This window comes from Symbiobacterium turbinis, assembly GCF_055383075.1.
Window position 1 is genome coordinate 3784916 of record NZ_AP042433.1, and the last position, 11167, is coordinate 3796082.

General features: G+C 67.4%; 9 protein-coding genes and 13 tRNA genes. 14 read left to right on the plus strand and 8 right to left on the minus strand.

Annotated features, from left to right (window positions below):
• Positions 1 to 144: 144 nt before the first annotated feature.
• From phoU to ACZ45O_RS18165, 8 genes are all read right to left on the minus strand, one after another.
• A complete protein-coding gene (gene phoU, locus ACZ45O_RS18130; RefSeq protein WP_464854919.1) occupies positions 145 to 804 on the minus strand; it encodes a phosphate signaling complex protein PhoU in 660 nt (219 codons plus the stop codon).
• Positions 805 to 824: 20 nt separating this feature from the next.
• Positions 825 to 1568, minus strand: coding sequence for a phosphate ABC transporter ATP-binding protein PstB (pstB, locus tag ACZ45O_RS18135; protein ID WP_464857837.1), 744 nt, complete (start codon positions 1566 to 1568; stop codon positions 825 to 827).
• A 41-nt stretch (positions 1569 to 1609) separates the two neighbouring features.
• Complete coding sequence (gene pstA / locus ACZ45O_RS18140; protein ID WP_464854920.1) at positions 1610 to 2461, minus strand: phosphate ABC transporter permease PstA; 852 nt, start codon at positions 2459 to 2461, stop codon at positions 1610 to 1612.
• Positions 2461 to 3327, minus strand: coding sequence for a phosphate ABC transporter permease subunit PstC (gene pstC, locus ACZ45O_RS18145; protein WP_464854921.1), 867 nt, complete (start codon positions 3325 to 3327; stop codon positions 2461 to 2463). Before pstC ends, pstA begins: the two co-directional genes overlap by 1 nt.
• Positions 3328 to 3376: 49 nt before the next feature.
• Positions 3377 to 4702 (minus strand): two-component system histidine kinase PnpS, encoded by a 1326-nt coding sequence (gene pnpS / locus ACZ45O_RS18150; RefSeq protein WP_464854922.1) that lies wholly within the window; start codon positions 4700 to 4702, stop codon positions 3377 to 3379.
• A complete protein-coding gene (locus tag ACZ45O_RS18155; protein ID WP_464854923.1) occupies positions 4699 to 5406 on the minus strand; it encodes a response regulator transcription factor in 708 nt (235 codons plus the stop codon). The genes pnpS and ACZ45O_RS18155 overlap by 4 nt, the downstream gene beginning before the upstream one ends.
• A gap of 27 nt (positions 5407 to 5433) precedes the next feature.
• Entirely contained in the window at positions 5434 to 6288 is an 855-nt protein-coding gene (locus tag ACZ45O_RS18160; RefSeq protein WP_464854924.1) for a phosphate ABC transporter substrate-binding protein, read from the minus strand.
• A gap of 98 nt (positions 6289 to 6386) precedes the next feature.
• Positions 6387 to 7487 carry an MGDG synthase family glycosyltransferase gene (locus ACZ45O_RS18165; protein WP_464854925.1) on the minus strand — a complete coding sequence of 367 codons (1101 nt, stop codon included), beginning with the start codon at positions 7485 to 7487 and terminating at the stop codon, positions 6387 to 6389.
• A gap of 182 nt (positions 7488 to 7669) precedes the next feature.
• On the opposite strand from ACZ45O_RS18165, the gene pepF reads away from it, so the two are divergent.
• The 14 genes from pepF to ACZ45O_RS18235 all read left to right on the plus strand — a co-directional run bounded on the left by pepF (position 7670) and on the right by ACZ45O_RS18235 (position 11054).
• Positions 7670 to 9466 (plus strand): oligoendopeptidase F, encoded by a 1797-nt coding sequence (gene pepF / locus ACZ45O_RS18170; protein WP_464854926.1) that lies wholly within the window; start codon positions 7670 to 7672, stop codon positions 9464 to 9466.
• 173 nt (positions 9467 to 9639) lie between these two features.
• Positions 9640 to 9716: transfer RNA gene (locus ACZ45O_RS18175), tRNA-Met, on the plus strand.
• A 149-nt stretch (positions 9717 to 9865) separates the two neighbouring features.
• Positions 9866 to 9942: transfer RNA gene (locus ACZ45O_RS18180), tRNA-Arg, on the plus strand.
• 5 nt (positions 9943 to 9947) lie between these two features.
• Positions 9948 to 10023: transfer RNA gene (locus ACZ45O_RS18185), tRNA-Ala, on the plus strand.
• Positions 10024 to 10029: 6 nt separating this feature from the next.
• A tRNA-Ser gene (locus ACZ45O_RS18190) sits at positions 10030 to 10119 on the plus strand.
• 54 nt (positions 10120 to 10173) lie between these two features.
• Positions 10174 to 10248, plus strand: a tRNA-Lys gene (locus tag ACZ45O_RS18195).
• A gap of 5 nt (positions 10249 to 10253) precedes the next feature.
• Positions 10254 to 10329 (plus strand) — tRNA-Glu (locus ACZ45O_RS18200).
• A 9-nt stretch (positions 10330 to 10338) separates the two neighbouring features.
• Positions 10339 to 10427 (plus strand) — tRNA-Ser (locus ACZ45O_RS18205).
• Positions 10428 to 10437: 10 nt separating this feature from the next.
• Positions 10438 to 10511: transfer RNA gene (locus ACZ45O_RS18210), tRNA-Gln, on the plus strand.
• Positions 10512 to 10517: 6 nt separating this feature from the next.
• Positions 10518 to 10592: transfer RNA gene (locus ACZ45O_RS18215), tRNA-Asn, on the plus strand.
• A 4-nt stretch (positions 10593 to 10596) separates the two neighbouring features.
• Positions 10597 to 10672 (plus strand) — tRNA-Gly (locus ACZ45O_RS18220).
• A 7-nt stretch (positions 10673 to 10679) separates the two neighbouring features.
• Positions 10680 to 10755 (plus strand) — tRNA-Ala (locus ACZ45O_RS18225).
• A gap of 34 nt (positions 10756 to 10789) precedes the next feature.
• A tRNA-Val gene (locus ACZ45O_RS18230) sits at positions 10790 to 10865 on the plus strand.
• A 112-nt stretch (positions 10866 to 10977) separates the two neighbouring features.
• Positions 10978 to 11054: transfer RNA gene (locus ACZ45O_RS18235), tRNA-Asp, on the plus strand.
• Positions 11055 to 11167: the final 113 nt, after the last annotated feature.

Below are 11167 nucleotides of genomic sequence, written 5' to 3' on the forward strand. Positions count from 1 at the left end.
GTGCGCCAACCACTCGCGGCCCAAGACTCACAACTCACAGCTCATAGCTCACAGCTCACTGCTCACAGCTCACTGCTTACTTCACATCGGGCCCTCGGAGCATGAATAAAACTGCGGCCAGGCGCCTCGCCTGGCCGCTTTTCACTATCCGTTCAGGTCCTGCAGCTCGCCGGTCTCCTGGTAGATCGTCCACTCGCCCAGGTTGGTGGCGTGGTCGCCGATGCGCTCCAGGTAGTGGGCGACCAGCAGCAGGTACGTGGCGGTGCGGACCGACCTGGGATCCGACTGCATCACCTGCAGCAGCTCGTCGAACAGCCTGCGGTAGAGCCCGTCGATCTCGTCGTCCCGCTCGGCCATGCGCCGGGCCCGCTCGGAGTCGCCCTGCACCCAGGCGTCCAGCGCCTCGCGGTTCATCTCCTGGACCCGCTGGGCCATGAGCGGGATGTCCAGGAGCGGCTTCGGCGGCGCGTCGCCGTCCAGGCGGAGGACCACCTTCGCGATGTCGGTCGCGTGGTCGGCCATGCGTTCCAGGTCGGTGACGACCTTCAGCACGGTGCCGATGACGCGCAGGTCGCGGGCCAGCGGCTGCTGCAGGGCCATCAGCTGGAGGCAGCGCTGCTGGAGGTCGATGGCCATGCGGTCGGCCACCTCGTCGCCGTCGATGACTGCCTCGGCCAGCTTCCGGTCCAGCTTCTGCAGGGACTGAACCGCCTTGTCGATCGCCTCGTTCACGAACACGCCCATGCGCAACATGTCCCGCTGGAGCAGCGAAAGCTGCTCGTCGAACGCAGAACGGGCGGCCATGCGCTGCAACCTCCTTCAGCTCAGCCGAATCGGCCGGTGATGTAGTCCTCCGTGCGCTGGTCTCTGGGGTTGGTGAAGATGGCGCCGGTCGGTCCGTGTTCGATGAGCTCGCCCGAGAGGAAGAAGGCCGTGTAGTCGGAGATGCGGGCCGCCTGCTGCATGTTGTGGGTCACGATGACGATGGAGTACTGCGATCTGAGCTCCCGGATCAGCTCCTCGATCTTGGCGGTGGAGATGGGATCCAGGGCCGACGCCGGCTCGTCCATGAGCAGCACCTCCGGCTTCACCGCGAGCGAGCGGGCGATGCAGAGGCGCTGCTGCTGGCCGCCGGAAAGGCCCAGGGCCGACCGGTGTAGCCGGTCCTTCACCTCGTCCCAGAGGGCGGCGCCCCGCAGCGACTGCTCCACCAGGTCGTCCAGCACCGCCTTGCGCCGCTCGCCGTGAACCCGGGGTCCGTAGGCCACGTTGTCGTAGATGGACATGGGAAACGGGTTCGGCCGCTGGAAGACCATGCCGACCCGCCGCCTGAGGGCCACCACGTCCACGTTGGGGCCGTAGATGTCGACGCCGTCCAGGGTGATGGTGCCCTCCACCCGGGCGCCGGGGATGAGGTCGTTCATCCGGTTGAGACAGCGCAGGAAGGAGGACTTGCCGCAGCCGGAGGGTCCGATGAGCGCCGTGACCCGGTTGGCGGGAATCTCCAGGGTGATGGAGCGCAGGGCCCGGTAGCTGCCGTAGTACAGGTCGACACCCTCGGCGCGCATCCGCACTTTCTCGGTCAATGTCAGGTCAGCCTCCTTCAGGACTACTGCATGCGCCGCCGGTACCGCCAGAGCGGCAGGGCGATCAGGAAGTTGACGAGGAGCACCAGCAGGATCAGCAGGGCGGAACTGCCCATCGCGATGCGGTCCGCGTCGGGCACCAGCCCCTCTGAGGTGACGGACCAGATGCGCACGGCCAGCGTCTCACCGGCGATCATGACATCCGGGTTCGGGAAGTGGCGGGAGACCGTGACGCCGGCGGTGTAGATCAGCACGGCGGTCTCTCCCAGGGCCCGGCCCGCCACCAGGGTCAGCCCGGTGAGGATGCCCGGCAGGGCGCTGGGCAGCACCACCCGGGAAACGGTCTGCCAGTGGGTCGCGCCCAGGCCCAGAGAGCCCTCCCGGTAAGACTGGGGCACGCCGCGGATGGCCTCCTCCGTGTTGCGCACCAGAACCGGCAGGTTGAGCAGGGCCAGGCTCAGGCTGCCGCCCAGAATGGTGAAGCCCCAGCCCATGTAGTTGACGAAGATGATCATGCCGAACAGGCCCAGCACGATGGACGGCACGGAGGCCAGGGCCTCCACGGAGAGCCGGATCAGGTCGGTCATCCGGCCGGGCTTGGCGTACTCCGCCATGTAGATGCCGGCGCCCACGCCGATCGGGAAGGAGAAGAGCAGCGACAGGCCGGTGATATAGAGCGTGTTGAACAGCTGTGCCCCGACACCCCCGCCGGCGCGGAACGAACTGGAGCGGGTGGTGAGGAACTGCCAGTCGATGACGGGCAGGCCCTCGATCAGAATCGGCAGCAGGAAGCCGGCCAGGATCAGCAGGATGAGGATGCCCGCCCCCCAGAGCACGGCCGTGGCCACCCGGTCGGCGATTTGCTGTCTGGTCATCAGCGTGCCACCCCCCGGTTGCTGACCCAGCGGACCAGCAGGATCATGAGCAGCGAGACCGCCAGCAGCCCGAAGGCCATCATGAAGAGCGCCCGGTTCCAGGGCGAGCCAGGCGGCGTCTGCCCCATCTCCATGATGATCTGCGAGGTGAGCGTCGACGTGCCGGTGGTCAGCGACCGCACAAGGACCGGCGAGTTGCCGATGACCATCTGCACGGCGGTCGTCTCTCCAAAGGCGCGTGCGAAGGCCAGGATGATGGCCGCGAGGATCCGGGGCCGGGCCGCCGGCAGCGTCACGTCCCAGATCGTCTGCCAGCGGGTGGCGCCCAGGGCCAGCGAGCCCTCCTCGATCGCCGGGTCCACCGCCTGCAGCGCGTCCTCCGACATCCCGAGGATGGTCGGCATCACCATGATCGCCAGCACAAGCCCTGCCACCAGCACGCCGAAGCCCTGTCCCCCCAGGTGCTCGCGAACCCAGGGGACCAGGAGCGTCATGCCGATGTAGCCGTACACGACCGACGGGATGCCAACGAAGAGGTTGGAGGCCTGGCGGAGCACCGTGCGCATCCAGTCGGGCGCGATCTTGGCCATGAAGATGGCGCCGGCCAGACCCAGCGGGGCGCTGATCAGGAGCGCGATGCCCGTGACGACCACCGAGCCCACCATGAAGGGCAGTGCGCCGAACCGGTCCAGGGGCGGGTTCCAGACGGGGCTGAAGAAAAACTCGAGGGGAGAGACGTCCGCGAAGAGCCGCAGTCCCTCCGATCCCACAAAGAGCAGGATGGCGGCGATCACCAGGGCAACCAGGACCGCGCAGGCGGTGAGCGCGAGCCGAGCGGTGCGGTCCGCGGTGCGCACCCGGTCCATCGAACCCCTCCTCCGTACGTGCTCATAGCGTTTTCGAAGTCTGCCGGGCCTACTCCACGCCGGTTATGGCGGGCAGCGCGACGGTAAACGTGCTGCCCTTTCCGACCTCACTCTCCACCGCAATGGTGCCGCCGTGCGCTTCCACGATATGCTTGGCGATGGCGAGCCCCAGACCGGTGCCCCCGGTGGAGCGGGTGCGGGCCTTGTCCACGCGGTAGAAGCGCTCGAAGATCCGCCCCAGGTCCGCCCGGGGAATGCCCACGCCCGTGTCGGATACGGCAATCAGGACCCGGCCGCCCTCGTGCCGGGCCGAGAGCGTCACCCGGCCGCCGGCCGGGGTGTACTTGATCGCGTTCTCCACCAGGTTGCGGAGCACCTGAATCAGCCGGTCGGGATCGGCGCTCACGAGCGGCAGGCTTTCCGGAACCTCGGTCATGAGCTGGATGCCCGCGCGCTCGGCCTTCTGCGCGAGGCGCGAGACCGTCTCGGCGATCAGTTTCTGCGGGGCGGTGGGCTGCCGCCGCATCCGGAACTTGCCCGACTCCACCCGGGAAAGGTCCAGGAGCTGATCGATCAGCGCGGCCAGGTGCCGGCTCTCCCGCTGCATGATCTCCACGAAGTGGCGGGCGGTTTCGGGCTCATCCAGCGCCCCCTCCAGCAGCGTCTCCGCAAAGCCCTGAATGGAGGTGAGGGGGGTGCGCAGCTCGTGTGTCACGTTGGAGACGAACTCCGTGCGCATCTGCTCCAGCTGGCGCGCCCGGGTGATGTCCCGCAGCATCACCAGCACGGAGCGCTCGCCGCCGCTCATCGCCAGGGCGAGGCGGGCCTCGAGAATCTGCCCCTGCGGACGCGCCCGGCGGATCTCCAGCGACTCTGGCTGGCCGGTGGCCAGCACTCGGGCCAGCCGTTCGTCCAGGTCAAAGTGGTGGGTGATCTCCAGGTGGTCCCGTCCCAGCGCCTCGTGCTGCGAGACGCCCAGCATGCGCTCTGCGGCGGGGTTCACCAGCACGATTCGCCGGTGCTCATCCACCAGGAGGATGCCGTCCGCCATGTGCTGGAGAATCACGTCCATCTGCGCCTTTTCCATGAGCAGCTTCTCCAGCCGTTCCTTCGCAGCGCGCTCCGCCTGCCGCTGCGCCGCGTCCGCACTGCGCTCCGCGGTCCGCGCCAGCCCGCTGACCTCCCGGTAGCCGTAGACCGGCGGGATCAGCAGGGCCCCGAGCAGCACCAGACCGACGAGGACATCCGGCGCCCCCGGCCCCCGGGCCACGGCCGCCTCCAGGCGGCCGGAGGCGACGTAGGCGAGGGCCGCGGTCAGCCCCGCGGCCGGCGGCAGGGCGAACCAGAGGAGCGCCGGGCGATATCGCCGTGTCATCGGCGCCTCTGTGCGGCGAGCCGGTAGCCGACGCCCCGCACCGTCTCAATCAGCTTGGGCGCAGAGGGGTTCTCCTCCAGCTTTGCCCGCAGGTGCCGGATGTGCACGTCCACGGTGCGCACGTCGCCGTAGAAGTCCGGGCCCATCACCCGGTCCACCAGCTCGTCCCGGGTGAACACCCGGCCGGGCGACCGGGCGAGGACACCCAGGATCTGGAACTCCGTCGGGGTCAGGTCCACGCGCCGGCCGTCGCGCAGGACCTCGTAGCTCTCGAAGTCGATGGTGAGCGGTCCGAGGGTCACACGATCCCCGTCTGAGGGCTCGGACGAGCGCCGCGCCCGGCGGAGGATCGCCTTCACGCGGCCGGTCAGTTCCCTGGGGCTGAAGGGCTTGGTGACGTAGTCGTCAGCGCCGATCTCGAAACCCACCACTCGGTCGATCTCCTCGCCCCGGGCGGTGAGCATCAGCACGGGCAGTTCGGAGTGGCGCCGGAGGGCGCGCAGGACCTCGAAACCGTCGATGCCCGGCAACATCACGTCCAGGATGACCAGATCGACGTCCTCCTCCCGGGCGATGCGCAGCCCGTCCTCGCCGTTGTCCGCGGTCAGCACCTCGAAGCCGGAACGGCGCAGGTTGTAGGCCACCAGTTCGAGAATCGACGGCTCATCATCCACTACGAGTATCCGCTCGGGCACAGGGAACACCTCCGACTCACAGGGGCCGCGGCCGGATCAGCGTTGAATCTCCCGGGTAATCGGCACGAAACCGAGTTCGCTCACGTACTCCTCCTGGAAGCCGGGGCTCAGCACAAAGTCCAGGAACGCGCGCGTCAGCCCTGTGGGCTCGCCCTTGGTATACATATATTCATAGGCGTAGATGGGCCACTGGCCGGCCAGCACGGCCTCCTGGGAGTAGGTCACCCCGTCCAGAGCCAGGGCCTTCACCTTCGAGGGCCGGTAGTAGGACGCGTCGACGTACCCGATGGCCCCCGGGGTATACTGCACGGTGGTCAGGACCTTGCCGTTGGAGTCCTGCACCAGGGCCTGCGGCGTGATGTCGCCCTCGCCCCCGAGCACCGTCTCGACGATGGTCGCCCGAGAGCCCGAGGACTGCTGCCGGCTGACGACCATCACCTCCAGGTCGGGGCCGCCCACCTCCCGCCAGTTGGTGAGCTCGCCCCGTAGGATGGCGGCCAGCTGTTCGATGGTCAGCCCCTCCACCGGGTTCTCCGGGTGGACGATGATGAGGAAGGGGGCGATGGCCACCTTGTGCTCCACCAGGCCTTCGGCCAGCTCGCCGGTGGCCGGCACGTCGGAGTTGCCGATGTGCACGGCGCCGCTGGCCACCTGCTGCAGGCCGTTGTACGAGCCGCCGCCGCTGACGTTGACGGTGACGTTCAGGTGCTCCTCCATGAAGATCTCCGCCGCCAGCGAGGCGAGGGGCAGGAGCGCGGTGGAGCCGCTGGCCGTGATGGTGCCGGCCAGCGGGTCGTTGGGATCGGCCTTCGGTCGGCTGCCGCAGCCGGAGAGGACCAGCGCGGCCAGAAGCAGTATGGCAAGGAGCGCACGACTGCGGGGTACGGCCATGTCTTTTCGTCACCTCTTCTCCTGCGACCAGCAGGCCATCTTCACTGTAGCTTACCGATATTAAGGTTTGGTTAAGATCAAGTCGTTATCCCCGCAATTTAGGCGCGCGTCGAGTCTGCGAGCGTCAGCACCTCCGCGGCGATGGTCAGGGCCGAGGCGGGATAGCCCGCCCGCCGGGCGGCTGCGGCCATGGCGGCGAGCCGTTCGGGGTGGCGGAAGAGCAGCTCGTGCGCCGCGTCCGCCACGCGGTTCCGTCCCACCACGAGGGCCGCGCCGGTTCCGGCCAGGTACGCCGCGTTCTCCTCCTCGTGGCCGGGAAGCGGATCGATGAGCAAGAGCGGCAGGCCCAGGGCGAGCGCCTCGGCGCAGGTGATGCCCCCCGGCTTGGTCACCAGCAGGTCGGCTGCCCGCATGTGATCGACGATCTCGTCGGTGAAACCCAGGGCCGTGAGGCGCGGGTCGCCGCCGTGGCGCCGGCGGATCTGGGAGAGCAGCGTCTCGTTCCGCCCGCAGATCACCGTCACCTGCAGGTCGGGCTGGGGCAGGCTCAGCAGGGCGTCGACTGCGGCGGCGATGGGGCCCAGGCCGAGGCCGCCGCCGATCACGAGGACCCTCCGGGCCCGGGAGCGGGACTGGCCGCGGCTGCCGGTGTGAAAGCTCGCCGCCAGAGCGGTGCGCACCGGGATGCCCGTCGCCAGGACTGCGTCCGCCTCTGCGCCGCGACGGACCAGCTGGGCGGCGGCCTCCGGCGACGCCGCGCAGTAGCGGGCGACGCCGGGCCAGATCCAGAACCCGTGGGGCGAAAAATCCGTGAGGGCCATCACCACGGGCACCTTCCGCCGGCGCGGGTGTGTCATCAAGTGGAGCGCGGCGCCGGCGGGAAACGGGTGGGTGCCGACAACCACGTCGGGATTGTACTGATCCAGGGCGCGCCTGACGGGCCCGCGCAGCACCCGGATGACCAGCCAGCGCAGCGGCTTGCCCGGCGGCAGCCGGTAGAGCCGCCGGTAGAGGCCAGGCGTGTGCCGGATCTGCCAGAGGTAGGCGCGCGCGAAAAGGCCCAGCAGCGGGCTGCGGGACTGCACCACGACAGTCTCGCAATCGGCCGAGAGGCTGCGGCACGCCGCGGCGACGGCCTCGGCCGCGGCCAGGTGACCGGAGCCGAACTCGGCGGAGAGGAGCAGAATACGTGTCGGCACAGGGCCACCTCCGAAGGTAGGGACGAAACGATCCTCTTTTGGTTCGCTGGCGGCGCCGCCCAGTCCTGCGGTCTGGAAGGCGCGCGGCTCGAATGGGCCGTCGGCGCAGGCGCCGGGGCCCGGCGCGGCGAAGTGGAGGGATATGCGGTTGGAATCTGATACAGAAAGGAGAATGGGCAGCGGTGACGAGCCGACTGACACGGGCTGAGGTTCCGGTGGAACAGACCTGGCGGCTGACCGACCTGTTCGCGACGCACGCGGAATGGGAGCGCGAGCTGGAAGCGATTGTGGCGTCTTCGCCGCAAGTGACCCAGTACAGGGGCCGGCTGGGGGAGGGGGCGGGCGTCCTCCTGGCCTGCCTCACCGAGTACGAGCGGCTGCGGGCGCGGCTGCTGCGGGCCGGCGCCTACGCCAGCCTCCGCTTCTCGGAAGACGGATCCAACCCGGAGAACCAGGCCGCCAACGCCCGCGCGCAGGCCGTGATGGCGCAGATGGCAGCGGCGTTCGCATTTCTGCAGTCTGAGCTGCTGGCCCTGCCGGAGGGCACGGTGGAGCGCTACCTGGCCGAGGAGCCGGGCCTTGCGCCCTTCCGGCGCTGGCTGGAACAGGTTCTCTCCCTGCGGCCTCACGCCCTGCACCCGGAGACAGAGTCAGCCCTGGCCGCGCTCAGCGAGGTGACCGGTGCGCCCTACGTCATCTACAGCCGGGCCAAGGCCGGGGACATGCGCTTTGACCCCATTTCGGTGGACGGCGAGACTGTGCCGGTCTCCTTCTCCACCTACGAGGGGCGGCTGGAGCGCTCGCCGGACGTGGAGACCCGGCGGTCGGCCTTTCGCAGCTTCTCCGAAGGGCTGCGCCGGTACCAGAACACCTTAGCGGCGACGTTTGCGGCGGAGGTGAAGAAGAACGTGGTCCTGGCGCGGCTCAGGGGGTACGAGTCGGCCACGCACATGCTGCTGCAGCCGCAGGAGGTCAGCATCGACGTTTACCACAACATCCTCGACGTGATTCAGGCCGAACTCGCTCCGCACATGCGCCGGTACGCCCGGCTGCGCAAGCGGGTGCTGGGGCTGAACCGGCTCCTCTACTGCGACATCGAGGCGCCGCTGGACCCCGGGTACAACCCGTCGGTCAGTTTTGCCGAGGCGTCGGAGATCATTCTGGACGGCCTCGCCGTCATGGGGCACGAATACGTGGAAATCGTGCGCACTGCGCTGACGGACCGCTGGATCGACTGGTCCGACAACGTCGGCAAGGCCACCGGCGCGTTCTGCTCCTCTCCTTACGGCGCCCACCCGTTCATCCTGATCTCCTGGACCGGCACCATGCGCAACGTGCTGGTGCTCGCGCACGAACTGGGGCACGCAGGCCACCTGCTGCTGGCCCAGCGAAACCAGTCGTTGCTGAACTTCCGCCCGTCGACGTTCTTCATTGAAGCGCCATCCACGATGAATGAACTCCTGGTCGGGCAGCACATCATGCGGGGCACCGATGATCCGCGCATGCGCCGGTGGGTGATCATGCAGCTTCTTTCCACCTACCACCACAATTTCGTGCGGCATCTGCTGGAGGGCGAGCTGCAGCGGCGGATATACGCCCTGGCGGAGGAGGGCACGCCGATTACGGCCGTCACCCTGTCGGAGACCAAGGGCGCGATTCTGGAAGAGTTCTGGGGCGGCGAAGTCGAGATCGATGATGATGCGAAGCTGACGTGGATGCGCCAGCCCCACTACTACATGGGGCTGTACCCGTACACGTACTCAGCCGGCCTCACCGTCTCGACCGCGGCCGCAAAGGCCATACGGGATGAAGGGCAGCCCGCTGTGGAGCGCTGGCTGCGGGTGCTGAAGGCCGGCGGCACGTTGAAACCGCTGGAGCTGGCGCAGATGGCCGGGGTCGATCTCTCCACGCCCGCGCCGATCCGCGCTGCGGTGGCTTACGTTGGGTCGCTCGTGGATGAGCTGGAGCAGAGTTTCTAAATGGAGGCCCCGCGTGGGTGCGCCGGTTGCGGTGCGCCAGATGCGGCGGACCCGCTGCTGGCACGGCAGCGGGTCCGCCCGCGCTTTCCAGGAATTGCTTAGTTGACGACGGTGAGCGAAACTGCTACAATCCTTTCTTGCGGGGCCGGTCCACGGCCCGATCAATCGTACACCGCGGGGTGGAGCAGTCTGGTAGCTCGTCGGGCTCATAACCCGGAGGTCGAGGGTTCAAATCCCTCCCCCGCAACCAATCCAACTTCGGAAGCGGCACACGCCGCTTCCGAAGTTGTCTGCCCGCCGCACCGGCTGGGATGAACTGGCCGGTTGACAAGGAGCGGGCGGGCTGCTAAACTGACGAAGCTGTCGCTGAGCGATAGCGGGTCACAGCGGCTTCCCTACGCGCCGGTAGCTCAGCTGGATAGAGTACCTGACTACGAATCAGGCGGTCGCAGGTTCGAATCCTGCCCGGCGCGCCAATTGTGGGGCTATAGCTCAGTTGGGAGAGCGCGTGAATCGCACTCACGAGGTCAGGGGTTCGAATCCCCTTAGCTCCACCAGATTCCGGAGAGGTGTCCGAGTGGTTGAAGGTGCAGCATTGGAAATGCTGTGTACGGGAAACCGTACCGTGGGTTCGAATCCCACCCTCTCCGCCACTTTCACCATTTTGGGTCTTCACAATGTCGGCGATACCTGATACACTTCGGGATGGACCGCTAGCTCAATGGTAGAGCATCCGACTCTTAATCGGCAGGTTGTAGGTTCGAGTCCTACGCGGTCCACCAATACTGGCCCCATCGTCTAGCGGCCTAGGATACCGCCCTCTCACGGCGGAGACACGGGTTCGAATCCCGTTGGGGTCACCACCTTGTTCCGGAGAGGTGTCCGAGTGGTTTAAGGTGCCGCTCTCGAAAAGCGGTGTGGTTAACAGCCACCGTGGGTTCGAATCCCACCCTCTCCGCCACCGGGTCCACTGGGGATTGGGGTAACGGTAGCCCGCCTGACTCTGGATCAGGTAGTCCTGGTTCGAATCCAGGATCCCCAACCAGGCCATTCCGGCATAGCTCAACGGTAGAGCATCCGGCTGTTAACCGGAGGGTTGTAGGTTCGAATCCTACTGCCGGAGCCAGTCTGCGGGTTTAGCTCAGTTGGTAGAGCGCCACCTTGCCAAGGTGGAGGTCGCGAGTTCGAGTCTCGTAACCCGCTCCAATGTTGTGGGGCTATAGCTCAGTTGGGAGAGCGCTTGAATGGCATTCAAGAGGTCAGGGGTTCGACTCCCCTTAGCTCCACCAGCGCGGTGGTAGGGAACTGCCACCGCCTTAGAATGCGCGGTTAGCTCAGTTGGGAGAGCGCATGATTGACGTTCATGAGGTCAGAGGTTCGATCCCTCTACCGCGCACCAAGGTGTCTGCAGGAAGTGGCGTCAGCCACTTCCGAAGATCACCTACCACTGAGGCTTGCGTCCGTAGGAGGGTGCGAACGCACCCTCCGAAAGCGCCGGGCAAATACTGCACGGAGGCGTGGTGTAGAGGCCTAACATGCGGCCCTGTCACGGCCGAGATCGCGGGTTCGAATCCCGTCGCCTCCGCCATTCACGGGCGAGGCCGCTCGCGAAACGGGTGGCCTCGTCTGTTCTGCGCCGACGGCGCAGCTCCTGCCAGGTCTGCTGCAATCTGGGGCTTGCATCGGCCCGGTGGTCCTGGT

What these genes read in the sequence shown, in the direction of transcription:
- phoU (WP_464854919.1), bottom strand. Translation starts at nt 804, where the DNA reads ATGGCCGCCCGTTCTGCGTTCGACGAGCAGCTTTCGCTGCTCCAGCGG.
- pstB (WP_464857837.1), bottom strand. Translation starts at nt 1,568, where the DNA reads ATGCGCGCCGAGGGTGTCGACCTGTACTACGGCAGCTACCGGGCCCTG.
- pstA (WP_464854920.1), bottom strand. Translation starts at nt 2,461, where the DNA reads ATGACCAGACAGCAAATCGCCGACCGGGTGGCCACGGCCGTGCTCTGG.
- pstC (WP_464854921.1), bottom strand. Translation starts at nt 3,327, where the DNA reads ATGGACCGGGTGCGCACCGCGGACCGCACCGCTCGGCTCGCGCTCACC.
- pnpS (WP_464854922.1), bottom strand. Translation starts at nt 4,702, where the DNA reads ATGACACGGCGATATCGCCCGGCGCTCCTCTGGTTCGCCCTGCCGCCG.
- ACZ45O_RS18160 (WP_464854924.1), bottom strand. Translation starts at nt 6,288, where the DNA reads ATGGCCGTACCCCGCAGTCGTGCGCTCCTTGCCATACTGCTTCTGGCC.